Here is a 25,025-nt window from a genome sequence, read left to right as displayed (position 1 = left end):
AGTGAAAGGGGTGGCCACCAGCTCATGTCTCCCGCACTCATCGCTCTCATCAGCGCGTTCGGCCTGGTCCTGGCAGTGGAACTGCCCGACAAGACCTTGGTCGCCACGCTGGTGCTCACCACGCGTTTCCGCGCGTTGCCGGTATTCGCCGGGGTGTGTGCGGCATTCGCCATCCAGTGTGTTATAGCCGTGGCGTTCGGCAGCGTGCTCACGCTTCTTCCGGAAACCGTGGTTTCCCTCCTCGTGGCCGCGATGTTCGGTATCGGTGTCTTCATGCTCCTGCGTGAGGGATTCAGCGAAGCGGACGAAGCGGGCGACAGCGCTTCGCGGTCCGGCGCCACCCCGGTCACCTTCCTGCGCTCCGCGCTGACGTCGTTCGGCGTGCTCTTCGCGGCCGAGTGGGGCGACGCGTCGCAGCTCGCGACGGCGGGCCTGGTCGCGCGACTCGGCAACCCGTTCGCCGTGGGGGTCGGCGCGTTCGTCGCGCTGGTGTCCGTGGCGGGGCTCGCGGTGTTCATCGGCGCCAAGATCCGCAACCGCATCCGGCCGAAGCTGATCCAACGCGTCGCCGGGTTCGTATTCGCCGGATTCGGGGCGTTCGCCCTGCTCCAGCTCGCTTTCTGACGCGGCTGACCACAGAAACTTCACAGCAACACCAGGTAGCCTGCTCGGAACCAGTGGATGAGGGCAAGGTTAATCCGCGCTGACGCGGGGAAGCCTTGCCCTTCGCCATGACCACCGAGGAGTGCCCCCATGTCCAAGGCGTTGCCGGCCGCCGTGTCCCCCGTGCACGGCCGGCTCGCGCTCGCCGGCATGGCGCTCGCGGTGGCCATCGCGGCTGACCTGCACCTGCGGTTGTCAGCGCAGGTCAGCCCGGTGTGGCAGACGCTTTCGGAGTACGTCTACGGCCACCTCGGCGGCCGCTCGGCCGCGCCGCTGTTCAGCGCGATGTGCCTGGCGCTGGCGCTCGGTTCCGTCGCGCTGCTGGCCGGGCTGGTGAAGGCCCGACGCTCGCCGGCGGTCGTGGTGCTGCTCGGCGTGTGGTGCGCGGGCCTCACGATCTGCGCGACCGTGCCCGTGGACCCCGACGGCCAGGCCCGCACGTTCGACGGCCAGCTGCACAACGGCGCCGCGCTCGTCGCGTTCCTCGCCCTGCCGGCCGCCGCGTGGCTGCTCACCCGCCGCGGCGCCGCGCGGTGCCCCTGGGAGCCGCGGCGCACCACCATCCGCGGCCTGGCCATCGCGAGCTTCGCCAGCGTGCTGATCGTGCTCGGCGGCTTCGTCTTCACGCTCATCACCGGGCCCGCGCACCAAGAGGTGACGCTGGGGCTGTTCGAGCGGCTGCTGTTCGCCGTGGACCTGGCGCTTTTGCTCACCATGGTGCGGCCGCTGCTGGCGGCCGCGCGTCGCTGAGCCGTCCAGACGCCGCGCTGGTCAGGCGTCCGGGCCCACCAGGATCGGCTTGACGCCGTGGCCCGTGAGCCACCACGACTCGTACTGCCGATCCGGCCCCACTCGCAGCTCGGCACCACCGTCGAAGACCACCGTGAGCGTGCCTTCCTCCGGCACCGCGATCTCCGTGACGCGCTGGCCGAACAACGCCAGCACCGGCGCCAGCGCCAGGCCACTTCCGGGCTCGAGCTCGTGGCTCACGCCGTCGACGTCACGCAGCACGAACGACGTCTCGAGCACCAGCTCGGCGTCCACGCGCGCCTCGTCGGCCGGGTCCGGCTGGTCGACCAGCGCCAGGCGCACCTGGTAGTCGAACGAGGTCCGGCGCACCTCGCAGCCGACGAGCTCACTCGGAACGTTCACCTGGGCACCTCCGCGACGTCTCCTCGGCAAGCCGTCCGTATCGCTCCACGAGACCATATTCCAGCACGCCACGCCGCACTACGCGTCGGTTCGGAGCACCTCGGTGAGCTTCGCGGCCGCGGCGACGATCAGCGGCCCGACCGTGGCGACGTCGAGCGGCTCCAGCGACACCACCCCGACGCTGGCCCGCAGCCCCGGCACCCCGCGCACCGGCGCGGCCACACCCGAAGCGCCGGCCTCCAGCTCACCCGTGGACGCGACCCAGCCGTCGCCGCCGGGCCGCAGCGCCATCGCCCGGCCCGCCGCGCCCGCGCTGAGCGGGTGACGCGTGCCCACCCGGTAGGCGACGTGGTAGTTGGTCCACGACGGCTCCACCACCGCCACGGCCTGCGCCTGATCGCCCTGCGCCACCGTGAGGTGCGCGGTGGCGCCGGCCTTCTCCGCCAGCTCGCGCAGCACCGGCCGCGCGGCCTCGCGCAGCTGGGGCAGCACCTGGCCGGCCAGCCGCAGCAGACCGACGCCGAGGCGCACCTTCGTGCCGTCCCGCCAGATCAGGCCGCGTTCCGAAAGCGGCACCAGCAGCCGGTAGACGGCCGCGCGGCTCGCGCCGATCGTCACGGCCAGCTCGGAGATGGTCGCCGCCTCCTCACCCGCGTCGGCCACCGCCTGCAGCAGCGCCAGGCCGCGGTCGAGGGTCAGCGACCCCTCCCTGCTCACAGCAGCTCGAGCTCACCCAGGTCGGCCACCGGCTCGGCGAACGAGGCCGCCGCGTACGACGCGAAGAGCTCCCGCACCGCCTTCGCGGCCGGCTCCGACAGGCCGCGGGCCTCGTCGGCCAGCGCCTTGCCGTCGGTGGATTCCAGCGCCTCGCGCACGTCGCCGCCCGAGAGGCAGCGACCCGACGCGACGATCAGGTTGAGGAAGCCGTGGTGCGTGATGCCGGTGCCCGGGTCGGTGTGGCGCACCGCGCGGTGGAGGCTGTTGGTGGCCTTGAACGACGCGCCGGGCGCGCCGCTGACCACCGACATGAAGTCGGCCACCTCGTCGACGCTGGGGAAGTTCTCCCCCGCCGGCCCGCCGCAGCGGATCTTCGGCCAGCTGCCGTGCTCGATCACCTTGCGCACGCCGTCGAGCCAGCCGACGCCGCGGCGCGGCTCGACCACGCGGATCACGTCCTCGGGCACGAACTCCGACACGCGCTCGAGCCAGACCTCGTCGACGTCCGACGGCGCGGGCATCTCGACCATCCGCAGCGACAGCAGCTCGCTGCGCGACTCGACGATCGAAATCGCCTTCGGCACACCGCCGAGTCCGGTGTCGATGATCAAGGAAAGGGGCAGTGGCTCCTTCGGCTTGATCTTGATCAACTCGGTGATCAGCTCCGGCAGCCGGGACGCCTGGCAGAGGAAAACGCCCAGTACACCGGCGTGTTCACCCGCCCGCGACTCGTAGTGCGCGCGCAGAGCTTCGGGCATGGCCGCGTCCGAGGGCGGAAACAGCGCCGAGTCGTCGACGAGCCGCGCGAACAGGGGAGGAATTCCACGGGGGCCGGGGGGCGTGAGTTCCACAGCGCTTGACACGAATGACACGCTAGTAGCGTACGACAACAGGACAAAATCGTTCGTTCTGCGGACACCTTCGCGGACACTTCTGGAGGCGCCACCCATGCCCTTCTACCGGCAAGTAGGCGAGGTCCCCCACAAGCGGCACACGGCCTTCCGCAAGCCCGGCGGCGGCCTCTACGCCGAAGAGCTGATGGGCGTCGAGGGCTTCTCCGCCGACTCGGCGCTGCTGTACCACAGCGGTATGCCCACGGCGATCGTCGACGCGGTGGCCGTGGCCGAGGACCGCGGCGCGCTCACGCCCAACCACCCGCTGAAGCCGCGGCACTTCAAGACGCCGGAGCTGAAGTTCGGCGGCTCGGCCGACGCCGTCACGGACCGGCGGCGCCTCTTCGGCAACGCCGACGTGACGATCGGCTTCGTCGTCGCCACCGCCCCGTCGCCCCTGTACCGCAACGCCGCGGGCGACGAGCTCTTCTACGTGCAGGGCGGCACGGCTTCGTTCGAGACCATCTACGGGGTCCTGGAGGCCGCGGACGGCGACTACGTGGTGATCCCGACGTCGTGCACCTACCGCGTGGTGCCCCACGGCGAGGTGCGGCTGTACGTGCTCGAGGCGCGCGGCCACATCGGCCCGCCGAAGCGCTACCTGTCCGCGAAAGGCCAGTTCCTGGAGCACTCGCCGTATTGCGAGCGGGACCTTCGCGGGCCGTCGGCGCCGTTGGTGGTGGACGGCTCGGATGTGGACGTGCTGGTCCGCCATCGCGCCGGCCTCACGCGCTACACGTACGCGACCCACCCGTTCGACGTCGTCGGCTGGGACGGCTGCCTCTACCCGTGGGCCTTCAACATCGACGACTTCGAGCCCATCACCGGCCGCGTGCACCAGCCGCCGCCGGTGCACCAGACGTTCGAGGGGCCGAACTTCGTGGTGTGCTCCTTCTGCCCGCGCAAGGTCGACTACCACGAGGACTCGATCCCCGTGCCGTACAACCACGCCAACGTCGACTCCGACGAGCTCATGTTCTACGTCCGCGGCAACTACGAAGCCCGCCGCGGCTCGGGCATCGGCATCGGCTCCCTGTCGCTGCACCCGTCGGGCTTCACGCACGGCCCGCAGCCGGGCGCCGCGGAGGCGTCGATCGGGGCGGAGTTCTTCGACGAGACGGCGGTGATGGTGGATACGTTCGCGCCGCTGGAGTTGGGGGAGGCGGCGTCGGCTACGGAGGATGAGAGTTACGCGTGGTCGTGGTCGGGCCGAGGTCCCGGGGCGTGAAGGCGGATGCGGCCGGTCCAGAGGTGACCGGGTAGGCCGGCTCGCCGGCCCGTGATCCAGAGCTTTCTCGTGGCGGTGATGTCAAGGGCGGCCAGGGAGTTCACCGCGGGGATCCGGAACGCGGCCTGGGTGCCGTCCGGGTGGATCAGGTGCCCGTCGACGGTCAAGCGGCGGTCGGCGTAGGTGATCGTGGGCTCGCTCGCCAGGGCGAACTCGGTCCACTCGACGACGGGTAACCGCAGCCGTGCGAGGCGCCGGATCGCTCTCAGCGCGAAAAGCACGGCGACGGCGATCAGGAGCCCCACGATGGTGCCCAACAGCGAGCGGTCTCCCGCCGGCAGGCTCAGGCGCGCCCACGTGAGCAGCGCGATGAGGCCGACGAGCCAGGCGAGGGTGAACCACGTTCGCCGCCTGCGCAACGTGATGATCGGCCGGAGGTCGGGCGCGGTCGCTTCCGCGGCCAAGGGAAGCGGGTGGCGCAGGGGCAGATCGCGGATCCAGGCCGGGCGGAATCCCACGCCGGGCAGCACGACGACCGCCCGGTCGCCGATCCGGGCCAGCCAGAGGTGCCGGCTTTGCGTGAGCAGGCCGGTCGCGTAGCGGCGCAGCCGGAAGTGCACCCAGCGGCCGTCGGCGAGCCGGACCGCGAACCGCCGCCCCCGGGTGGTCTGCTCGGTGGTTTTCTCGGTGGCGTCGACTGTTTCGAGCGGCTTGGTGAACAGCCTCGTCAGCAGCCGGTTGTGCGCGATCCGCCGGCCGCTGAGCAGGAAGGCCGTGCCGAGGGCGTAACCGAGCAGCACGACGACGGCGAAGTCGACCCTGCCGTCCGCGAACACGAGCGCGATCGCGGCCACCGCGACCACGACGGCGGTCGTCAGGCGCCACACGGCTTTGCGTCGGGCTCGGACGAGGCGCTCACCGAGGAACGGCAGCTGCGCGGCCGGCGTGGTGGGATCGGGCAACCAGCCGGTCACGGTGTTCCTCCCTTCACTTCGACCACCTTCAGGCGAGCTTCGCCGGAGGCGGGGTAGCCGGGCACGCCGACGCGCACCCGCCCGGGCTTGGCGGGGCCGAACGTCCACAACGTCTGGGACGCCTGCACGTTGAGCGCGAGCGAAGGCTGGGCTCTAGGCAGGCGGATGTGGATGGTCCGGCCGTCGGGCAGCTGCGCCAGGCTCTTGGCGACGGTGAGCTCGGTCCAGGTGTCGGCGCGGTAGGACGTCGAGATCCGGACCGCGTTGACGGCGAAGTAGATCGCGCAGAGGACACCGATCACCGCGCAGACGGTGGCCACGAGGAGGAGCAGCAGCTGGACGACGGCGTCGGGCCCGCCGGCGTTCCGGTGCGCGAAGATCCACTGAATGCTCCAGCCCGCGAGCACAGCGAGGACCGCGTAGACCGCGACGACCAGCCAGCTGCTTCGGACCGCGCCCCGCCGGACCGTGGCGAGCACGGGATCGAGTCGCGGCGGGACGAACTCTCGCGGCACGACCGGGAGCTCCCGGCCACCGGCCATGGGCTCGTCGCGGACGGTTCCCTGGCGCAGCGCGGCGGTTCCGGGCACGGCGACGAGCGCTTGGTCGCCGCTGCGGACGAGCCACAGCCGTCGCTCGCCGGCGAGCTGCACCCGGGTTCCGGCCAGCAGCCGGACGTGGAGCCAGCGGCCGTCGGGCAACCGCGCGGCGACCGTCCTGCGGCGGGTGACGAGTCCGTCGGGCGGGATGGTCACCTGCTCGTAGGCGAGGTCGGGGTGCCATTGCCACTTCGCGGCCCAGACGAGTGCCTTGATCGCGCCCCAGCCGAGCTGGCCCGCGACGACGGCGCCGAAGTAGATCGTCAGCACCGCCGCGGCCGGGCCGACGTCGAGCCAGAAGCAGATGATTCCCAAGGCCACCAGCAGGGCGCCGAGCAGGGTGAACAGCAGGCGGGTGCGCGCGTTGCGCAAGAGCTTCCCGGATTGCAGGTGCGAGGCCGGGGTTTTCGGGTCGGGTTCCCAGACGCTGGTCATGTTCTCCCCAGGTGGCGGTACTGATCATCGGGTATTCGCCACTCGTGCGGGGTGCGTTACGAGTCGGGTCTTCCCAATCCGGCCGGACTCAGGTTAGGCTCACCTAAGTAGGAGGTGACCCGTGACCGAGGCCCCGACATCCGTCCGCCGTCCGCCGGCACCGAACCCCGCCGAGCGGGCCAAGACGATCGCGACGCGCAACGGACCGGCGACGATCATGCCGACCGTCGAGCGCGCCGATTGCGAGGCCGAGCGGGTGGTGCCCGTGCTTCACCACGTGCACCACAGCGGCAGCGTCAGCATCCTTCTGCCCGACGAGCACCCCATGGTGCGCACGTCGCGGCAGACTCAGCGCGGCGAGCTCGCCGTCATGGTCGAGCTCGCCGACCACGCCCCGGTGGAGCTGCGGGAACCCATCCGCGGCCTGCTGTGGATAACCGGGTGGCTCCGGCCGCTCTCGGCGGTCTCGGCGCGAGCGCGCGCCGTGTCGATCGCCGAGCAGCGGCCGGACGAGCGGCTCCTGGACGTCGGCCACGGCCTGACGCTCCTGCGCCTCACCCCGGCCTCCCTCGTCCTCGCCGACGCGGAGGGCACCCACTCCCTGCGGCCGCACATGTTCAGCGCCGCACCGCCCGACCCGTTCCACAACTACGAGGCCGAGTGGCTGCGCCACCTCGAAAGCGACCACTCGGACGTCGTCGAGCAGCTCGCGCAGCACCTCCCGCCGGGCCTGCAGCGCGGCCGCATCCGCCCCCTCGGCCTCGACCGCTACGGCCTGCGCCTCCGCGTCGAATCCGACACCGGCGACCACGACGTGCGGCTGGCGTTCTCCCAGTCGATCGACACGCCGCCGAAGCTGGCTGCGGAGCTTCGACGGTTGGTCGGGTGTCCGTTTCTGCGGCAGCAGGATCGCTCGGGCTGAGGGTTTGCCCTCGCGTTGGGCTTGCGTTGGGCCTGCGTTGGGCCTGTCTTGGGCCGGCCTCGGGATGGTTCGTCGGCCGTCCCTGGGCGGGGCCATGTCGGGTTGTCCCCAGGTGGGCAACTCGGCCTCATCCCCATGGGGACAGCCCGGCACCTGTCCCCATGGGGATGAGGTGTGGCTGGGGATAACTCATCGGCACGTGGTGGTGGGTTCGTGGGCGTTGGATCGGACATCGCCTGGCTCGGCTCGGCTCGGCTTGGTCTGGCCTGGCTTGGCCAACCGATCGCGTCGAGCCGACAGCTGCATGTCCGAAAGTGGGTTCGACCCAAACAGCTGTCCCCAGGCGGCTGCACTGCACTGCCGAAGCCAGACTCGACCTAACCAGTCGGGGTCGGAACGGCGGATGCCAATGGGTTCGACCCAAGGACCTTGTCCCAGGAGCAGGCTTGCGCCGCCGAAGCTGGGCCCGACCTAGCCAACGTCGGCAGGAGCTACCGACAGCGCGGGCTCGACCCAAGCAGCTGTCCACAGGCGGAAACACCGGCCACCGAACATGGCCGACCCGGCGCGAGCGGCGACCGAAGCAAGGCCGCGACGAACCGGAAAGCCGCTGCGCGGCGAGGTACGACACGGCGACGGGGTGGCTGGGTGGCTGGGTGGCTGGGTGGCTCGGCACCGGGCAACGGTGCAGAACGGCGCCGGTGCGGCGCGGGGTGCCGCCGGCGACGGCAGGACGGCGCGGCGGCGCGCCGAAGCAATCACCCGATGCCGGGCTCGACTTAGCCGCCGATCGCCCGAGCGCTGACCCGAGGTCGTGAACCTGGGTCCGACCCAGCCACCTATCCGCCGAGCCCACGCCCGAAGTTGTGAAGCTGGGCTCGACCCAGCATTTGTCCGCCGCCCACGCGCGAGTTCGTGAAACTGCGTTCAACCCAGCCACCTGTCGCCCGAGCGTTGAGCTGAGCGTCCCGAAGCTGGGTCCGAGCCAGCCACTTATCCCCCGGAGCACACGCCCGAGGCTGAGAAACTGGGCCCGGCCCAGAGCCACCTACCCCCGAGCGCAGGCCCGAGGTTGTGGAGCTGGGTCCGACCTAGCCGCCTGTCCCCCGAGCACACGCCCGAGGTCCCGAGGTTGGGTCGGACCCAGCCACTCAGGTCGTAACGCGAGGACAAGACGCGCACAAGCTGGGTTCGACCCAGCCAGTTGTCCACAGCGCCCGGAAGACCCACCGCACGAAGCAAGATCCACTCCACTCATGACCAAGGCCGGCCCCACCCCAGCGAACGGTGGCAACCGGCCCAAGTCACCCGAAGCGAGCCGCGCGGGCTCAGTCCTCCGCGAGTTCCGGCGGGAAGCCGCCCGTGGCGAGCGGGCCCCAGCGGTCGATGGTGATGCGGATGAGGCTCTTGCCCTGTTTGCGCATCGCGTCGCGGTACTCGTCCCAGTTGGGGTGCTCGCCGGAGATGGCGCGGAAGTAGTCCACCAGGGGTTCGACCGAGTCGGGGAGGTCGATGACCTCGGCGGTGCCGTCGACCTGGACCCAGGGGCCGTTCCACTCGTCGGACAGGACGCAGACGGACACGGCCGGCGAGCGGCGCAGGTTGGTGACCTTCGCGCGCTGTGGGTAAGTCGCGATCACGAGCCGGCCCTCGGCGTCGACGCCGCAGGTGTTCGGGGAGAGCTGGGGGCGGCCGTCGGCGCGGGTGGTGACGAGGATCGCGCGGTGGCGGGGCTTGAGGAACTCGACCAGAGCTTCGCGGTCGACCTTCGTGTTGGTGGCGATAGTCCGAGGCATACCCCGAAGGTAGCGTGCGCTCATGAGCACGACAGAGCGATCGGGCATCAGGTCCTGGCTACTGCCCCTTCCGCCCGATTCGCCCGCCCCGATCGTGGACGAGAAGGAGCGCCGCGCGATCAAGTTCGAGCTGGTGCTCGTCTTCAGCATCACGCTCGGCCTCTCCGGCGCGCGCAGCCTGCTGTCCCTTGTGGACTCGCTGCTGCGTCCGGTCCCGCTCGCTCAACAGCAGGTGCAGCTCAACGTGCCGCAGGCCGCCGCCAGCCTGCTCGACCTGCTGCAGCAGCTGCTCAACGCCCTGCAGCTCGTGGGCTGGGGCGTGCTCGGCCTGTACCTGCTGTGGCGCGCCGGCCTCAAGATCCGCGACATCGGCCTCGACCGCCGCTCCCCCGGGTCCGACGCGCTGATCACCCTCGGCCTCGCCGCCGTGATCGGGATTCCCGGGCTGGGCCTGTACTTCCTCTCCTACCACCTCGGCTTCAGCCTCGCGGTGCAACCGTCCACATTGGGCGACACGTGGTGGCGCCCGATCGCGCTCACGCTCTCGGCGTTCGGCAACGCGTTCGCCGAAGAAGTGCTCGTGATCGGTTACCTGCTCACGCGGCTGCGCCAGCTCGGCGTACGCGAGAACAATTCCCTCGTGGGCGCCGCGGTGCTGCGCGGGTCGTACCACCTGTACCAGGGGTTTGGCGGGTTCGTCGGCAACTTCGTGATGGGCCTGGTGTTCGGCCGCGTGTGGCAGCGCACCAACCGGCTGTGGCCGCTGGTGGCCGCGCACACCCTTTTCGACGTGGTGTCTTTCGTCGGTTATTCGCTCCTGAAAGGCCACGTTTCCTGGCTCCCCTGACGTGCGCTCATTAGGCTCGACCTCGTGAACGACGTGACGGCGCCCCCCAGGGTGGACAGCGAAGTCGGACCCCTTCGTGCGGTTCTCCTGCACCGGCCGGGAAACGAGCTCAAAAGGCTCACGCCCCGCAACAACGACCAGCTCCTCTTCGACTCCATCCCGTGGGTGGACCGGGCCCAGCAGGAGCACGACGCGTTCGCGGAAGTGCTCCGCGGCCGCGGCGTCGAAGTGCTGCTGCTGGCCGACACGCTGCGCACGGCATTGGAGGACCAGCGTGCACACACGGCGGGCGTCCACGCGGCTGTGGATGAACTGCGCCTGGGCGCCGACCTGGCCGATTCGCTGCGTTCACACCTGAGCGGGGTCGACGCCGACACGCTCGCCGAGGTGCTGATGGCGGGCATGACGTTCGAGGAACTGCCGTCGTCCGAAGGCTCTTCGCTCGTGCGGATGATGCGTGACCCGCATGAGTTCGCCGTCGACCCGCTGCCGAACCTGCTGTTCACGCGCGACTCGTCGGCGTGGATCGGCGACCGCGTGGCGATCTCGTCGCTCACCATGCCGGCGCGACGGCGCGAAACGGCCGTGCTCGACCTCGTGTACGCCTACCACCCGCGCTTCCGCCACGCCGCGCGTGCGTACGGCGCCCACTCCGCGCCCGTCGAGGGCGGCGACGTGATGCTGCTGGCCCCGGGCGTGGTGGCGATCGGCGTCGGCGAGCGCACGACGCCGGCGGGCGCGGAGTCGCTGGCCCGCTCGGTGTTCGCCGACGGCCTCGCGCACACCGTGCTGGCGGTGCCGATCGAGCAGTCGCGCGCGACGATGCACCTGGACACCGTGTGCACGATGGTCGCGGCCGACGCCGTCGTGATGTACCCGCTCGCGCGTGATTCGCTCACCGCGTTCACCGTGCGGCCGACCGGCGACGGCGGGGTGAAGGTCGCCGGCCCGGCGCCGTTCCTGAGCGCCGCGGCCGAGGCGATGGGCATCGACCGGCTGCGCGTGATCGACACCGGCTTGGACCCGGTGACCGCCGAACGCGAGCAGTGGGACGACGGCAACAACACCCTCGCGCTGGCGCCCGGCGTGGTCGTGGGTTACGAGCGCAACTTCGAGACCAACGCCCGCCTGGCCGACGCGGGAATCGAGGTGCTGGCCATCGCGGGATCCGAGCTGGGCTCAGGTCGCGGCGGCCCGCGGTGCATGTCCTGCCCGATCGTGCGCGACACGATATAGAGCCAAGTTAGCCTTCCCTAAATGAGCGAAATTTATTAAGGGAAGGCTAACCGAAATAAGGGAAGATTTCTTTAGGAATGGTAACCCTAATAGGGTGGAGATCACCAGCTCAAAGTGGAAATTAATGGCGAGTTGTCGTACCGTCATCTGCATGGCCCTCACGAAGAAAGAACCGCGCTCGAAGTTCTACGAACTGCTGCAGGCGCAGATCCACAACGAGTTCAACGCGTCCCAGCAGTACATCGCGCTGGCGGTCTGGTTCGACAACGAGGACCTGCCGCAGCTCGCGAAGCACTTCTACAAGCAGTCGGTGGAAGAGCGCAACCACGCGATGGCGCTCGTGCAGTACATGCTCGACCGCGACCACCACGTGGAGGTGCCGGGCGTTTCCGACGTCCGCAACGACTTCTCCGCCCCGCTTGAGCTGCTGCAGCTCGCGCTGGAGCAGGAGAAGGAGGTCGCCGCCGACATCTCCGCGCTGGCGAAGGCCGCGCGGGCCGAAGAGGACTACATCAGCGAGCAGTTCACGCAGTGGTTCCTCAAGGAGCAGGTCGAGGAGATCTCCCAGATGTCCACGCTCGTCACCGTCGCGCGCCGCGCGGGTGACAACGTGTACGAGATCGAGAAGTTCCTCCACCGCGAGTCCGTCGGCACCTCCGCCGCCGACGCCGGCATGCCCCCCGTCGCGGGCGGCGCCCTGTAAGGCGACTGATCGGCCGGCGCCGGTGAGTTCGGTGCCGGATCGGTAGGTGCTGGGTCAGGTGGTGCTGTCACCAGACAAGCCATCGCGAAGCCCGGGTTGTCCACATGTGGATGACCCGGGCTTCGTCGTTTTCGGAGTCAGCTTGGCGGCGCCCGGTGCCGCTGGGGATCGCGGCCACGACGAGACCGAGCCGGCGCCGGTTGAGCGCGGCCGGATTTCCGGTGACGAGGTCGGTGTCGACGAGGTAGCCGTAGAGGGCTTTCACGGTGGCGAGCACCCGGTCGCGGGTGCACTGGGGATCGCGCGTCTCGTGCAGCCTCGTTGGGTCCGACCTACCTTGTTGTCCCCAGCGCGCAGTTCCCTGGGTCGGACCCAACCAGCTGTCCACAGGGCCCAGCCGAAAAGCGAGGAACCCGGGCTCTCCCCCTGTGGATAGCCCGGGTCCCTCGGGTGCGCGCCGCGGTCAGGCGGCGCAGGTCTGGTTCACGGTGCGGACGTCCAGAGCCGAGACGGAGCCGTCGTCAGCGAGGGTGAAGTGGTAGGCGCCCTCGTCGCCGGTGGGGGCGACCAGTTCGTCGGACGCCTGCGAGGTGCCGGGGTACGCGGCGGTGACGTCTTCCGCGGCCGAGCCCTCGCCGACACCCTCCGGGGTGTGTGCGGCGCCGTCCGGCTTGACGACGACCACGCCGCCGTCCGGGGACACCACGGCGGTCGCGGCGGCGGGAACACCGTCGCCGGCCACGTCGTAGTACGTGCAGCCCGCGGATTCCTTCACCTGCGTCAGCGTGAGGCCCTGCTCGGTCATCTGCTGTTCGGTCATCCCGAGCTTCAGGGCGCCGAGTCCGTCCGCTGTGAGCAGCGAACCCTTCGTGACCTTCGTCGGCGCGTCGCCGCGGGTCGACGGGGGCGGAGTGTGGTGCTTCGGCGGGGCCGAGGTGTGCGTCTGCTTCGGCGGCGGCGCGACGGGCGGCGCCTCAGCCGCGGGCGGCTCCGCCGAGGTCGGCGGCGCGGCCGGTGGTGCGGCGGACACGTTCGGCACCGTCAGCCGGGACGCCGTGAGGTCGGCCATGCCCGTGGTGCTCTGGAACTTGAACACCACCAGCCCACCCGACACGAGCGCCAGCGCGCACACCGCGCCGGACGCCGACATCATCACCTTCCGGCGCTGCCGGCGACGTCGCGCGCCCGCCATGATCGACGTCGCGGCGTTGGCCGGTGGCGCGACGCCCAGGCGGTCGTCGGAAAAGAGCGCGCGCAGCCGCTGTTCGAGCTCGTCTTCGGAGACGTTCAACCCGCTTCGCTCCCTTCGTGCTTCAGCTTCGTCCGCAACGAAGCGATGGCCTTGCTGGCCTGGCTCTTCACCGTCCCCTGGCTGACCCCGAGCGATTCCGCGATCTCGGCCTCGGACAGTCCTTCGTAGTAACGCAGAACCACCACCGCGCGTTGCCTCGGCGGCAGATTTCGCAGCGCCTGCCACAGCGGCTCGTGCTCGAACGGGTCGTTCGGCGCGCACGGGCTCGTGTCCGGCAGGTCCGCGACGAGGTTCTCCCGACGCGTGCGTCTCCACCGGCTCACGTGCGCGTTGGCCATCGACCGCCGCACGTACGCGAGCGGGTCGCCTGTCTTCTGCTGCACGTACGACCAGCGCGAGCCGATCTTCTCGAGCACGGTCTGGACCAGGTCGGCGGCGTCGTGCGGGTTTCCGGTGAGCGCGTGGCCGTAGCGCAGCAGGCCGGACAGGCTGGCCGCGACGAAGTCCTCGAACTCGACGAACCCCCGGGGCTCGGCGACCACGCGCTCGCCCGCGACGAACGTGGGCTCTCCCCCCGAGATGACCGGTGCCGCTGCCGTCACCAAATCGCCCCCTCCCCGGATGAGATCGCCGCGCACCGCGTCCTCGTCATCCCCCACACGCATGGCTGCCCCCGCAGGTTGTCCAGCTCTAGCGACTACTTTCCGTGAACTTCACGCAGTTCCACGCACCGAGAGTGACTCGGGCAGCTTCAACCAGCCGTCCGCGTCGGGTGGGAAATCGTTTACCGAGACCACAGCGTTTCGCGAAATCGGCCCGTAGATGTGCGGGAACAGAATCCCGTCGGGATGCGGCGGCGCGCCGGCCTCCCACACCACCCGCGACTCGACGCGCGTCGGATCGATCTCCAGCAACAGGAGGTCGGTGCGGCCGCGGTAGAGCGCGTTCGCGGGCACGCTGACCGTGCCTGGGTCGGAGCAGTGGACGAACCCGATCTCGCCGAGCGACGGCGCACTGTACTCGCCGTCTTCGGGGACGGCGGCCCACTCGTCGCGGGTGCAGATGTGCAGGATCACCCCCGTGATCGTGCCACCGCGGGGTGCGTCGAGATACGGATTTGCCCGGTGAGCGGGTGTGACTTAGACCTGCTACGTCCTGGGCCGGCTGTGGGACGGGGCGCCAGGCGGGCTGGCGGGGTCAACGCTGCGCCAGCGCAGCGACCACCCACGCGGCTCGGTTTGCGAGACGGGCAAGTCACCGGGTCGGTGCGGACAAGTGGATATCTCGATCAGCAAGCCGGCCCGGTCGGTCGCACGGCTCGGCCAGGCCAGATCGGTAGTCCGTTGGCCACACCATTCGGTAGCGAGGCTCCGCCAGCCCACCCAGTCGGTCACTCGCGTGGCTCGGCCGCGCAACCCGATGACTCACGTGACTCGGCTAGGCCGGCGTTCCGGTCGAGCCGTCACTGGGTCTGTGCAGAAGGTGGCCGTTCGAGTCGCCGAACAGCCCGCCGCCCCTGTGGAAGTTCGGCGTCGAACTTCCACAGGGCGTTGGTGTCAGCGGATGGTGAGTTGGCGGCCGATCAGGCCGTCGCGGGCGCGGCGCTCGGTGGCGTTGAGCGGTTCGGCGTCGAGGGACTTCAGGGCTTCCTCGAGGCGGGCGCCGAGCGCGTCCTTGGGTTCGGCCCATTCGCGGGCGTGGGCCTCGGGGTCGAGGTCCCACACCGGGACGAGGAGGCCGTGGGCGCGGAAGGAGCCCGCGTAGCGCGTGCCCTCGCCGAGGCCGAGTGTGCCGGCCGCCGAGAGGCGCGCAAGCGCTTGCAGCAGCAGGTTTTCGGGCTCGGGGCGGACCCAGCGCAGGTGCGCCTTTTCGCCGGCGAGGACCCAGTACGCGCCGGCGCCGAGGCGTTCGGTGGGCATGATCGCGGCGTTCGCGCGCTCGAGGGAGACGGCGACGTCGCCGCTCGCGTCGGCGTCCTCGGGCAGCCACCAGCCGAAGTCGCTGTGGAGCGTGAGCTCGAGTTCGGCGGCCGGGGCGAGCAGGTCCTGCAGGCGGTTGTGCTCGTCCGGGTCGGTGGGGGTCGTCGTGTCCGGCACGGAGAGGACGTCGCCGGGTTTGGCGTCGAGCACCCAGCGCAGCGAGCGGCCGAGGTCGCGGCTGATGTCGGACGAACGCGTCTGCACCTGCAGGCCGAGGTAGCGCTGGCCGTCGGACCGGACGAACGCCGCGGCCGCCATGGGCAGCACGGTGCCGAGGGTGACGTCGCCGCCTTCGGCGAGCGTGAGCTTCGCCGTGGCCGACGGCACGAACTCGCGCAACGCGATCAGCTCCGGCTCCGCGGCCAGACCTTCGAAGGGCTGTCCGACGAAAACGTCGCGCACCTTCGGCTTGCGGTCCGGATTGGGACCCTTCTTCCGCGCGCCTTTACCCACTTCAGCCTCCTCAAAGCTCGACGCCAGACGCTATCGAAGCGGAGGCCGCGAGCTAGAGTCGGCCCGTGTTCGACGCTTCCGATCCCGCTTTTCTCGCCGACCCGTACCCCGCGTTCGCCGCGCTGCGCACCGAGGGCGAGGTGCACCACCACGAAGGCCTCGGCCTGGCGATCACCGTTTCGCACGCCGCCACCGGCGCCGTGCTGCGGCACCGCGGTCTGGGCCGGATCTGGACGGACGCGCAGCCGCTCGAGCGGTTCGCGTCGTTCAACCTGCTGCACCGCAACTCGTTGCTGGAGAACGAACCCCCGGCCCACACCCGCCTGCGACGCGTGATCGCGGGCGAATTCGGGCGCGGCCACGTGCAACGCCTGCGTCCGATGGTCGCGCGGCTCGCGTCGGCCATGGTCGACACCCTCGCCGACAAGATCGCCGCCGACGGCAGCGCCGACCTGCTGGAGCTGCTCGCGCAGCCGTTGCCGGTGGCCGTGATCGCGGAACTGCTGGGCATCCCCGCCGACGACGGGCCGCATCTGGTGGCCTGGAGCAACGCGATCGTGAAGATGTACGAGTTCGGCCTCCCCGCCGAGGCACGCGACGCCGCTGAGCAGGCCGCGGCCGACTTCGTGGCCTACCTGCGCTCCGTGGTGACCGGCGAGCCCGGCGGCATCGTGGCCGACCTGGTGGCCAGCGAGCTCACACCGGACGAGGTCGTGGCCACCGCCGTGCTGCTCCTCATGGCCGGCCACGAGGCGACGGTGAACGTGATCGGCAACGGCATGCTCGCCCTCCTGACGCACCGCACCCAGTGGGAACGACTTGGGTCCGACCCAACTTTGCTCGACTCGGCTGTGGAAGAACTGATCCGCTTCGACGCACCGCTGCAGCTGTTCGAGCGCACGGCGACGGAGGATGTGGAGATCGCCGGGTTCCGCGTGGCGCGCGGCGAGAAGATCGGTGCGCTGCTGGGGGCGGCGGCGCGGGATCCGAAGGTGTTCGAGGCGCCGGATGTGCTGGACATCGGACGGTCGCCGAACGCACATCTCGGGTTCGGGATGGGGATTCACTACTGCGTCGGGGCGCCGCTCGCGCGGGTGGAGATCGCGGCGGCGCTGTCGGCGTTGTCGACGCGGTTGCCGGGGTTGCGGCTGGCTGGCGAGCCGGAGAGGCGGCCGGAGTTTGTGATTCGGGGGTTGCGGACGTTGCCGGTGACGGTTTGATCGGTCGGGCTGGGGTTGGCTGAGCGGCTGCGTCTGGGTTGGACGGATCTGGGGTTGGTCGGCTTCGCTTGATTGAGTGGCACGGGCTGGCTGGCCGGCTTGGCGCGATTGTTGGCGCTCCGTGGCCAGTTGGTGAGCGGGGTTCTTGTGGCCTGACTTGAGTTTCGGTCAGCCAGTTCTGGCTGCGCGCAGCCCGGTCGACAGAAGCGCCTGCCCAACCTGCGAACGGGGACATCGCGGCCTGGCTTGTGGCCTGGTTTGTGGCCTGGTTCTGCTTGCCAGCGCGGCGCGATCGTCGCGGTGCACCGGGCGCTTGCCCAACCGATGAACAGCCGGTTAGCCGATTCCGAGTGCTCGCTCGGTGCAATCGACCTAGTCAGACGGCACGGCCTGGCCAGCCAGCGAAAGGCGCCATTGGCCGTGGCTCGGTCAGCCAGTTCTGCGCGCGGCGCCATCGGCCTCGGTGGACCGGGGCTTGCCGGGCGAAGGAACGAGCCAGCGACGCCGGGCGACTGGTTCGGATCGGCCCGGCGGTTTCGAATGCTCGTCGAGTGCAGCGGCCTGGCCGTCAAAGTGGCTGGATCTACTGGGCCGGCCAGGCGAAAGAGGCCGGTCGATTTGTCGGTGGGGCATGAGCGGGCCTTGGCTCGCAACCGTGGTGCGGGATCGCGCGAGGTTGAGCGCGCCGGCGGCAAGTGGCTCGGCCCCGGGTGGATGCGCTGTGCCGCACGACGACGGGTGCGCGAGCGGCGGGCGGCTCGGCCCGGCTCGGGCCGATGTGCGGGGCCGGACGACGGCGCGTGCGCGAGCGGCAGGCGGTTCGGCTCGGCTCGGCTCGGCTCGGCTCGGCTCGGCTCGGCTCGGCTCGGCTCGGCTCGGCTCGGCTCGGCTCGGCTCGGCTCGGCTCGGCTCGGCTCGGCTCGGCTCGGCTCGGCTCGGCTCGGCTCGGCTCGGCTCGGACGGATGGTGCGGGGCCGGGCGAGGTTGAGCGTGCCGGCGGCAGGCGGTTCGACCCGGGCGAATGGTGCGGGGCGGGACGAGGTTGAGCGGCCTGCGGCAAGCGGCTCGGTTCGGGCGGACGTGCGGCGCCGGACGACGACCCATGCACGCGCGGTTCGGCTCGGTCCGGGCGAATGGTGCAGGGCGGGACGAGGTTGAGCGGCCTGCGGCAAGCGGCTCGGTTCAGGCGGATGTGCGGCGCCGGACGACGACCCATGCACGCGCGGTTCGGCTCGGTCCGGGCGAATGGTGCAGGGCGGGACGAGGTTGAGCGGCCTGCGGCAAGCGGCTCGGTTCAGGCGGATGTGCGGCGCCGGACGACGACCCATGCACGCGCGGTTCGGCTCGGTCCGGGCGAATGGTGCAGGGCGGGACGAGGTTGAGCGGCCTGCGGCAAGCGGCTCGGTTCAGGCGGATGTGCGGCGCCGGACGACGACCCATGCACGCGCGGTTCGGCTCGGTCCGGGCGAATGGTGCAGGGCGGGACGAGGTTGAGCGGCCTGCGGCAAGCGGCTCGGTTCAGGCGGATGTGGGGAGCCGGGCGACGGCGCGTGCGCAAGCGGCGGGCGGTTCGGTTCGGTTCGGTTCGGTTCGGTTCGGGCGGATGGTGCGGGGGCCGGGCGGCGGCGCGTGCGCAAGTGGCGGGCGGTTCGGTTCGGTTCGGTTCGGTTCGGTTCGGGCGGATGGTGCGGGGGCCGGGCGGCGGCGCGTGCGCAAGTGGCGGGCGGTTCGGTTCGGGCGGACGGTGCGGGGCCGGACGACGGCACGTGCGCAAGCGGCGGGCAGGTTGGCAGGTTGTTGGTGGTCAGCGGAGGCCGGCGAAGAGGTCGTCTTCGGGGGTGGGGCCGGTGGTGCCGACGAGGTGGTAGTCCTCCCACGGCCAGGTGGCGCGTTCGATGTCGCGGGAGTGGTGGAAGAACGGGTGGGCCGGGTCGGCCTGCGTGGAGTGGGCGCGGAGGGCGCGGTCGCGGGTGGTGAAGTGGGTGTCGCAGCGGATGCGGGTGGTGGTGGGGAGGCGGTCGGGCGGGAGTTCGGCCAGGACGGGGCCCATGCGGGACTCCAGGCCGGCCGCGAGGGTGGCGTCGTGCATGGCCTGGAACCAGGTGCGGCTGAGGGTGGCGAGGTAGTAGAGCTTGCGGGGGGTGCCGTCGTCGGTGGCGGTGAAGGCGGCGCGGGTGACTTCGTGGGTGCGGATGTGGTCGGGGTGGGGATAGCCGCCGGTTTCGTCGTAGGTGATCACGACGTGTGGACAGAATTCGCGCATCAAGGCGATGAGGGGGCGGGCGGCGTCCTCAAGGGACAGTGCGGCGAAGGAGCCTTCGGGTAGCGGTTCGGTCAGGCCGGAGTCGACGTGGCCCAGGAACTGTTGGCGTACGCCGAGAATCTCCGCGGCGGCGGCCATTTCCCGACGGCGGATGGCGGGGAGGTCCTGGCGGACGGCCGGGGTGTCGAGTGCCGGGTTGAGCACGTCGCCGCGTTCGCCGCCGGTGCAGGTGGCGACGAGGACGTCGACGCCTTCTTGCGCGTAGCGGGCCAGGGTGGCGGCGCCTTTGCTGGATTCGTCGTCGGGGTGGGCGTGGACGGCGAGGAGGCGCAGCGTCATCAGGGTCCTTCCAGGCTGGAAATTAGGTCGGACATAAGATTAGGTTCGGCGCACTTATTAGGTCAAGTACAAAATTAGGTCGAACCTAGGTATGCTGGTCGAGTGAGCCTGAGGGAGCAGAAGAAACTCGAGACGCGACAGAACATCTCGCACGTGGCGACGCGGCTGTTCATCGCGCGCGGGTTCGAGGGAGTGACGATCGCCGAGGTGGCGGAGGCGGCGCGGGTCGCGAAGATGACCGTGACGAATCACTTCGGGCGCAAGGAAGACCTGGTTTTCGACATCCGCAACGACTTCGTCGACTGGCCCGCGAAGCTGGTGAAGCAGTCGCCGACCACGGCGTTCGCGGCGGTGCGCGACGGGTACTTCGCGGCGCTCGACGAGCAGAGCGCGCTGCTGGGGTTCGCGGGGATCGAGTTCGTCGGGATGGTGCGCGGCAGCGACACGTTGATGACCGCCCTCACGCAGATGCACCTCGATCGGGAACAGCAGCTGGTCGGCACGCTGCTCGACCACACGGACCCGAGCGACGAGATCCTCGCGCGGACCACGGCGGCTCACCTGACGTCGGTGCTGCGTCTGTTGTTCGACGACGTCTGGGATCTCACCTACGCCGGTGTGGACAACGTCGTCGGCACGGTGCGGGAGGCGGCGGCGAAGGCGTTTGGGCAGCTCGAGCCTGCGTTGAGTTGAGGTTCGAAGGGCGCGGCCCGCGATAGCCAAGACGCGGCGACAAGGTGCGGGGTCAACGGAGCAATTCGGCAGCTCGGCTCTGGGCTCGGCGGGCTGAGCAAACGAAGCACCGGCGAAATCCGCCAACGCTCTGAGTACCGGGCGAATGCCGTCAGCCAGCTGGAGGTGCCTCGCTGCACTCGGGCTTGACCATGAGAGTTCGGCCCGGCCCGAAGCTGACGCCGTCGGCTGCGAAAACACGTTCAGGAAACGACAAAAACGAGCTGAAACGCGCTCAGCGAGCAGCCCCGGCCGGACGAGCGTTGCGCAGCTCCGGCGCCGGGGCGCCTTCGACCTTGAGGACGCGCAAGGTGCGCAGGCGTTCGGGGGCCAGCGGCATCAGGAGGTCGGAAAAGCGGCGGATGACCAACGCTGTGGTGACCGCCAGGGCGGCGGCCGCGAGGTCGGTGAGGGCGACGAGCACGACGCTGTCGGCCATGGCCTGGACGCCCGGGCGCAGGCGCCAGATGATCGTGACCGCCAGGAGGACCCAGTTGACGATCCAGGCAGCCCACCAGACGAGGACCAGGCGCGACGGCCGCGGGCGTTCGTCGCGAGGGCGGCGGAGGATCGAGTGCTCCAGTTCGCCCACCACGGACAGCGCGAGCGGCAGGTTGGCGACCGGCACGAGCACGCCGACCAGCACCTGCCACACGGGCCGTGCGGGTTCCACGCCGGCCTCCTCGGCAGCGGCGTGGCGGGCGACGAGCAGCCACCACACGGCGAGACCGGTGGGCAGGAGCGAAAGAATGGTGGTGAGCAGGCCGGCGGTGACCACGAAGGCGTCGGAGAAGCCGACGACCGAGGTGCTCAGGGCGGAGTCGCGGCTTTGCACCAGCAGGACGTACCGCCAGATCTCCGAACCTGCGGCCGCGAGCGCGAGGAAGACGAACGTCCACAGGATCGTGCTCAGGCTCTGCGCCAGCACCGGAATCCGGTCGATGGCCCGCACGGCACCGGACGCCGTCCCGGGCACCGTGGTCGGGCGGCGCCAGACGAGGTTCGGAAAACCCCAGCGCGGCGGCACCGGGTAGGACGGCGGGCCCTCGTACGGGGTGCTCGCCACCGCGCGACGGCGGGTGACCGCCCCGGGCGGCGGAGAAGCCACCCACCTCAGACGCGGCCGCGGGCGCCCCGGGTGGGATGGGTGTTCCTGGGCAGTTCGGTGGACCTGGCCTTGCGGGGCCGCGGTGAAGGGGCGGACCGGGGGTTGGCCAGTGTTCTGGTCGGCCGGCTGGGGGTGGGCGGGCTGCCCGCTCTGCTGAACCGACGGCTGACCTGCGCCGTAGTGAACCGGCTGCTGACCACCGGCACCAAGCGACTGCCCACCGACGCCGTTTTGGTGCGACGCACCGTTGTACGGCGAGTAAGCAGCCTGCGAGCCGCCCTGGACAGGCCTCTCGCTGTACGGCGGCTGACCAGCGCCGTGCTGAACCGGCTGCTGGGCAGCAGACGGAAAGGCAGGCGGCGAGCCGCCGCCGTGGACGGAGCCGCCGTTGTACGGCGGAGAAACGGGCTGACCGCCGATGCCGTTCTGAGCAGCCGCACTGCTGTAGTGCTGCTGACCAGCGCCAGGCTGGACGCCCGCGTACGACTGCTGACCACCCGCACCGGCGGGCTGACCGCCCAAGCCGTTCTGGGTCGACCCGCCGTTGTACGGCGATTGGTCGGAGTCGCGGAAGACTGGCTGGCCGTCGACGCTGTGCTGGACGGACCCGCCGTTGTACTGCTGACCACCGCCGTCGTGCACCGGCGGATAAGCAGGTTGCCCGCCTGCACCCGCAGGCCCAGCACCGTTGCCCGGTACCTGAGGAGCCGGCCCACCAAACCCAGGCACCCACCCGTCAGGCGAAGACTCCCCCGACCACGGCGGATACTCCGGATACCGCGAAGACTCCGGATACCGCCCCCCACCCACGCCACCCTGGGGGTCCGCGTCGTGCGCGGATCCCGGGGGACGGGGGGCTGGGCTGGGTGCATCCGTCAGATGACCTCGGGCTCGGCGCCCGCGTGGTCGCTCACCATGGGGCGGCCTTCGCGGGCCCAGGAGCCCATGCCGCCGGCGACGTTGACGGCGTCCCAGCCGCTGGCGTTGAGCCAGGCGGTGGCGCGGGCCGAGCGGCCGCCGCTGCGGCAGATCACGTAGACCGGCTGGTCGTCGGGGAGGTCGGCGAGCTCGTCGACGCGGGCGGGCAGTTCGCCGAGGGGGATGTGGACCGCGCCGGGGGCGTGGCCGGCGGCCCATTCGTCGTCCTCGCGGACGTCGAGCAGGGGGACGCCGTCCTTCGGCAGGTCACGGACCTCGGCGGTCGGCAGTTCAGCGGGGCTCACCACAGTTCCATGCTCCCATGTCCAGGCGTTGTACGCGTGTGAGGAACCAGACGCTAGCGCCCGTACTCGGCGCGCAGCTCCGCGGCCAGCGGATCGAGCTTGCGGTTCGCGAAGCGCACGTACAGCGCGGTGACGACGAACGTGGTCACGAACTGCGCCAGCCCCAGCACCAGACCGACCGTGATGTTTCCCCACAGCCGCGCGCTCATGAACGCGTGCGCGTAGTCCGCGAGCAGCACGTAGACCAGGTACCAGGCCAGAAATGCCACCGTCATCGGGAACACGAACCGGCGCCGGCGACTGCGCAGGAGCTGGAACTCGGGCGTCGCCTGCACGTGCTCCCAGTCGACGTCCGCTTCGGTGCGGTCCACGGCGCCCCTTCCCGAAAACGAGCAGTCACGACGATCTTCCGCCCCGGAAAGGGTGACGCGACCCGTCGAATCGGGTGATCCGCCGGTTACTTTCGGTGCCGGCCCCGGCCGGCGCGGGTCTTGTCCTCCGCCTGGCCGAACCGGGCGACGGCCCGGTCGTGCATGAGGCCGAGCGGGTCGGGGGCGTGCAGGCGCAGCATGATGTCGTTGACGAGCGCGGGCCGCCCGTAGCGGGTCAGGCGGCTCACCACGTAGGTCGTGAGGAACGCCGCCGGCACCGAGATCAGGCCCGGCTGGCTCGTGTACCAAGGCGCTTCGAAGCCCGCGTACGGAGCCGCGATGTCCACGCCGAGCGCCGCGAGCACCAGCCCGCCGCCCACGAGCATGCCCGCCAGCGCGCCCGGCCAGCTGAGCTTGCGCCACCAGATGCCGAGCAGCAGCAGCGGGCTGAAGGTCGACGCCGCCAGCGCGAAGGTGAGCCCGATCGACAGCGAGATGTCCTCGGTGCGCAGCAGGAACGCCAAGCCGAGCGGACACAGCGCGACGATGGCGGTGCCCACCTTGAAGTCCTTCACGCGGCCTGGCAGCAGATCCGTGGACACCACGCCGGCCACGCTCACCAGCAGCCCCGACGAACTCGACAGGAACGCCGCGAACGCGCCCGCCGCCACGATCGCCGCGAGGATCTGCCCCGCGACCCCCGGCACCATCGCCGTGGGCAGCATCAGCACGGCCGCGTCGGTGTTGCCGGTGAGCAGCAGCTGCGGCACGTACATCCGCGACAGCGCGCCCAGCATCGTCGGGAACAGGTAGAACAGCCCGAGCAGCAGCAGCACGTGGACGGTCGTGCGGCGCGCGGCCTTGCCGTCGGGATTGGTGTAGAAGCGCACGAGCACGTGGGGCAGGCCCATGGTGCCGAGGAACAGCGCGAAGATCAGTGAGTACGTCTGCAGCAGGTCGGTGATCTTGCCGGACGCCGGGTGCAGCCAAGCGTCGTTGGACGCCGGCGCGTCGCTGATCACCGGCACCGCCGTGCCCGCGGCGAACTTGAGCGTGGTGCCCTTCTCGACGGTGTGCGGGATCAGCGGCGACCAGCGCGCGACGCCGCGCGCGGGGCCGTCGTCGATGCGGCCGTCGGCGTAGAAGTAGGTCTCGTTGGTGACCTTCACCGTCACGTCGGTCTGCACCGACACCGTGGTGTCCTTTGTGAACACGGGCGGGGTCGGCGCGCCGAGCGCACGCACGCCGCCGGGGCCGCCGCCGGAGAAGAACACCATGCACAGCACGAACGTGGGCACGGAAATCGCGAACAGCTTGAGCCAGTACTGGAAGGCCTGGACCACTGTGATCGCGCGCATGCCGCCGGCGATCACGTTGATGCTCACCAGCACCGTGACCACCACCGCGCCCACCCACGCGGGCACCGGCAGGATCGACGCGAGCGTGAGCCCGGCGCCCTGGAGCTGCGGCACCATGTAGAGGATCCCGATGAACACCACGAACGCCGTCGCGAAACGGCGCAACCCCAGCGACCCGAGGCGCATCTCCACGAAGTCCGGCAGCGTGTACGCGCCCGAGCGGCGCAGCGGCGCGGCCACGAACAGCATCAGCGCGAGGTAGCCCGCGGTGAACCCGATCGGGTACCAGGTGGCGTCGGCGCCTTCCTTGAGCACGATGCCCGCGACACCCAGGAACGACGCCGCCGACAGGTACTCACCCGAGATGGCCGCGGCGTTGCGGCGCGAGCGGACCGTTCGCCTGGCGACGAGGAAATCGTGGGTGCTGGTGGCCGAACGCGACGAACGGTACCCGAGGTAGTACGTCGCGAGGGCGACCAGCACGATGCCGGTCAACGCCCACGGGTTCAGCTGCACGGCTGGAATCCTCGCACGAGCCCGCGCCCAGGTGATGCCCCGCCAC

The 25,025-nt window shown here is 70.5% G+C and carries 25 protein-coding genes; 9 read left to right on the top strand and 16 right to left on the bottom strand.

All coding sequences use genetic code 11. The features are described from left to right. The first annotated feature begins 24 nt into the window (after positions 1-24). Positions 25-624: a TMEM165/GDT1 family protein gene (locus tag VSH64_RS37920; RefSeq protein ID WP_326567564.1), complete on the top strand. Its 600-nt coding sequence runs from the start codon at positions 25-27 to the stop codon at positions 622-624. Between the two features lie 129 nt (positions 625-753). Beyond that, on the top strand, positions 754-1,413 hold the full coding sequence (locus tag VSH64_RS37915; protein WP_326567563.1) for a DUF998 domain-containing protein: 660 nt from the start codon (positions 754-756) through the stop codon (positions 1,411-1,413). 21 nt (positions 1,414-1,434) lie between these two features. Here VSH64_RS37915 and VSH64_RS37910 read toward each other — a convergent pair whose 3' ends face one another. From VSH64_RS37910 to VSH64_RS37900, 3 genes are all read right to left on the bottom strand, one after another. Next, complete coding sequence (locus VSH64_RS37910; RefSeq protein ID WP_326567562.1) at positions 1,435-1,815, bottom strand: DUF6188 family protein; 381 nt, start codon at positions 1,813-1,815, stop codon at positions 1,435-1,437. A 78-nt stretch (positions 1,816-1,893) separates the two neighbouring features. Continuing rightward, complete coding sequence (locus VSH64_RS37905) at positions 1,894-2,532, bottom strand: IclR family transcriptional regulator (protein WP_326567561.1); 639 nt, start codon at positions 2,530-2,532, stop codon at positions 1,894-1,896. Beyond that, the gene (locus VSH64_RS37900; protein ID WP_326838139.1) at positions 2,529-3,383 is read right to left on the bottom strand and encodes a hypothetical protein; all 855 of its coding nucleotides are present in this window, start codon (positions 3,381-3,383) and stop codon (positions 2,529-2,531) included. The genes VSH64_RS37905 and VSH64_RS37900 overlap by 4 nt, the downstream gene beginning before the upstream one ends. 97 nt (positions 3,384-3,480) lie before the next feature. On the opposite strand from VSH64_RS37900, the gene VSH64_RS37895 reads away from it, so the two are divergent. Beyond that, complete coding sequence (locus VSH64_RS37895; protein WP_326567560.1) at positions 3,481-4,653, top strand: homogentisate 1,2-dioxygenase; 1,173 nt, start codon at positions 3,481-3,483, stop codon at positions 4,651-4,653. Here VSH64_RS37895 and VSH64_RS37890 read toward each other — a convergent pair. Both VSH64_RS37890 and VSH64_RS37885 read right to left on the bottom strand, forming a co-directional pair. Beyond that, positions 4,614-5,627 (bottom strand): hypothetical protein, encoded by a 1,014-nt coding sequence (locus tag VSH64_RS37890; RefSeq protein WP_326567559.1) that lies wholly within the window; start codon positions 5,625-5,627, stop codon positions 4,614-4,616. The two genes, VSH64_RS37895 and VSH64_RS37890, sit on opposite strands and share 40 nt — an antisense overlap. Further along, complete coding sequence (locus VSH64_RS37885) at positions 5,624-6,661, bottom strand: hypothetical protein (protein WP_326567558.1); 1,038 nt, start codon at positions 6,659-6,661, stop codon at positions 5,624-5,626. The genes VSH64_RS37890 and VSH64_RS37885 overlap by 4 nt, the downstream gene beginning before the upstream one ends. A gap of 121 nt (positions 6,662-6,782) precedes the next feature. On the opposite strand from VSH64_RS37885, the gene VSH64_RS37880 reads away from it, so the two are divergent. Beyond that, complete coding sequence (locus VSH64_RS37880) at positions 6,783-7,583, top strand: DUF2470 domain-containing protein (protein ID WP_326567557.1); 801 nt, start codon at positions 6,783-6,785, stop codon at positions 7,581-7,583. A gap of 1,328 nt (positions 7,584-8,911) precedes the next feature. On the opposite strand, the gene VSH64_RS37875 is transcribed toward VSH64_RS37880, so the two are convergent. Beyond that, positions 8,912-9,379, bottom strand: a complete 468-nt coding sequence (locus VSH64_RS37875; protein ID WP_326567556.1) for a PPOX class F420-dependent oxidoreductase — start codon at positions 9,377-9,379, stop codon at positions 8,912-8,914. 22 nt (positions 9,380-9,401) lie between these two features. Between VSH64_RS37875 and VSH64_RS37870 the strand changes: the two genes are divergently transcribed. From VSH64_RS37870 to VSH64_RS37860, 3 genes are all read left to right on the top strand, one after another. Beyond that, complete coding sequence (locus VSH64_RS37870; RefSeq protein ID WP_326567555.1) at positions 9,402-10,226, top strand: CPBP family intramembrane glutamic endopeptidase; 825 nt, start codon at positions 9,402-9,404, stop codon at positions 10,224-10,226. A 51-nt stretch (positions 10,227-10,277) separates the two neighbouring features. Beyond that, positions 10,278-11,462 (top strand): arginine deiminase, encoded by a 1,185-nt coding sequence (locus VSH64_RS37865; protein ID WP_326838138.1) that lies wholly within the window; start codon positions 10,278-10,280, stop codon positions 11,460-11,462. Between the two features lie 151 nt (positions 11,463-11,613). Beyond that, the gene (locus VSH64_RS37860; protein ID WP_326567554.1) at positions 11,614-12,165 is read left to right on the top strand and encodes a ferritin; all 552 of its coding nucleotides are present in this window, start codon (positions 11,614-11,616) and stop codon (positions 12,163-12,165) included. Positions 12,166-12,232: 67 nt separating this feature from the next. Here VSH64_RS37860 and VSH64_RS37855 read toward each other — a convergent pair whose 3' ends face one another. The 5 genes from VSH64_RS37855 to VSH64_RS37835 all read right to left on the bottom strand — a co-directional run bounded on the left by VSH64_RS37855 (position 12,233) and on the right by VSH64_RS37835 (position 15,849). Continuing rightward, entirely contained in the window at positions 12,233-12,442 is a 210-nt protein-coding gene (locus VSH64_RS37855) for a hypothetical protein (RefSeq protein ID WP_326567553.1), read from the bottom strand. Between the two features lie 186 nt (positions 12,443-12,628). Continuing rightward, complete coding sequence (locus VSH64_RS37850; RefSeq protein ID WP_326567552.1) at positions 12,629-13,456, bottom strand: hypothetical protein; 828 nt, start codon at positions 13,454-13,456, stop codon at positions 12,629-12,631. Then, a complete protein-coding gene (locus VSH64_RS37845) occupies positions 13,453-13,959 on the bottom strand; it encodes a SigE family RNA polymerase sigma factor (protein ID WP_456062111.1) in 507 nt (168 codons plus the stop codon). Before VSH64_RS37845 ends, VSH64_RS37850 begins: the two co-directional genes overlap by 4 nt. Positions 13,960-14,130: 171 nt before the next feature. Then, a complete protein-coding gene (locus VSH64_RS37840; protein ID WP_326567550.1) occupies positions 14,131-14,493 on the bottom strand; it encodes a DUF952 domain-containing protein in 363 nt (120 codons plus the stop codon). A gap of 480 nt (positions 14,494-14,973) precedes the next feature. Beyond that, the gene (locus VSH64_RS37835) at positions 14,974-15,849 is read right to left on the bottom strand and encodes a DUF5926 family protein (RefSeq protein WP_326567549.1); all 876 of its coding nucleotides are present in this window, start codon (positions 15,847-15,849) and stop codon (positions 14,974-14,976) included. Between the two features lie 65 nt (positions 15,850-15,914). On the opposite strand from VSH64_RS37835, the gene VSH64_RS37830 reads away from it, so the two are divergent. Next, entirely contained in the window at positions 15,915-17,069 is a 1,155-nt protein-coding gene (locus VSH64_RS37830) for a cytochrome P450 (protein WP_326567548.1), read from the top strand. A gap of 1,804 nt (positions 17,070-18,873) precedes the next feature. On the opposite strand, the gene mca is transcribed toward VSH64_RS37830, so the two are convergent. Continuing rightward, a complete protein-coding gene (gene mca / locus VSH64_RS37825; RefSeq protein WP_326567547.1) occupies positions 18,874-19,671 on the bottom strand; it encodes a mycothiol conjugate amidase Mca in 798 nt (265 codons plus the stop codon). A gap of 102 nt (positions 19,672-19,773) precedes the next feature. Here mca and VSH64_RS37820 point away from each other — a divergent pair, with 102 nt between their 5' ends. Further along, complete coding sequence (locus VSH64_RS37820; RefSeq protein WP_326567546.1) at positions 19,774-20,364, top strand: TetR/AcrR family transcriptional regulator; 591 nt, start codon at positions 19,774-19,776, stop codon at positions 20,362-20,364. 274 nt (positions 20,365-20,638) lie between these two features. Here the strand turns inward: VSH64_RS37820 and VSH64_RS37815 are convergent, their stop codons facing one another. From VSH64_RS37815 to VSH64_RS37800, 4 genes are all read right to left on the bottom strand, one after another. Beyond that, the gene (locus VSH64_RS37815; protein ID WP_407655588.1) at positions 20,639-21,469 is read right to left on the bottom strand and encodes a DUF4328 domain-containing protein; all 831 of its coding nucleotides are present in this window, start codon (positions 21,467-21,469) and stop codon (positions 20,639-20,641) included. 917 nt (positions 21,470-22,386) lie between these two features. After that, positions 22,387-22,737, bottom strand: a complete 351-nt coding sequence (locus VSH64_RS37810) for a rhodanese-like domain-containing protein (RefSeq protein WP_326567545.1) — start codon at positions 22,735-22,737, stop codon at positions 22,387-22,389. A gap of 50 nt (positions 22,738-22,787) precedes the next feature. Beyond that, on the bottom strand, positions 22,788-23,105 hold the full coding sequence (locus VSH64_RS37805) for a DUF485 domain-containing protein (RefSeq protein WP_326567544.1): 318 nt from the start codon (positions 23,103-23,105) through the stop codon (positions 22,788-22,790). 86 nt (positions 23,106-23,191) lie between these two features. After that, complete coding sequence (locus VSH64_RS37800; protein WP_326567543.1) at positions 23,192-24,979, bottom strand: sodium/solute symporter; 1,788 nt, start codon at positions 24,977-24,979, stop codon at positions 23,192-23,194. Between the last annotated feature and the right edge of the window lie 46 nt (positions 24,980-25,025).

The organism is Amycolatopsis rhabdoformis, from assembly GCF_035918295.1.
GTDB lineage: Bacteria > Actinomycetota > Actinomycetes > Mycobacteriales > Pseudonocardiaceae > Amycolatopsis > Amycolatopsis rhabdoformis.
This window is presented reverse-complemented; position numbering and strand designations above follow the sequence as displayed.

Bases quoted from the DNA above. Each gene is read 5' to 3' on its own strand.
- VSH64_RS37885 (WP_326567558.1), bottom strand. From the start codon at position 6,661: ATGACCAGCGTCTGGGAACCCGACCCGAAAACCCCGGCCTCGCACCTG.
- VSH64_RS37875 (WP_326567556.1), bottom strand. From the start codon at position 9,379: ATGCCTCGGACTATCGCCACCAACACGAAGGTCGACCGCGAAGCTCTG.
- VSH64_RS37860 (WP_326567554.1), top strand. From the start codon at position 11,614: ATGGCCCTCACGAAGAAAGAACCGCGCTCGAAGTTCTACGAACTGCTG.
- VSH64_RS37870 (WP_326567555.1), top strand. From the start codon at position 9,402: ATGAGCACGACAGAGCGATCGGGCATCAGGTCCTGGCTACTGCCCCTT.
- mca (WP_326567547.1), bottom strand. From the start codon at position 19,671: ATGACGCTGCGCCTCCTCGCCGTCCACGCCCACCCCGACGACGAATCC.
- VSH64_RS37895 (WP_326567560.1), top strand. From the start codon at position 3,481: ATGCCCTTCTACCGGCAAGTAGGCGAGGTCCCCCACAAGCGGCACACG.
- VSH64_RS37915 (WP_326567563.1), top strand. From the start codon at position 754: ATGTCCAAGGCGTTGCCGGCCGCCGTGTCCCCCGTGCACGGCCGGCTC.
- VSH64_RS37920 (WP_326567564.1), top strand. From the start codon at position 25: ATGTCTCCCGCACTCATCGCTCTCATCAGCGCGTTCGGCCTGGTCCTG.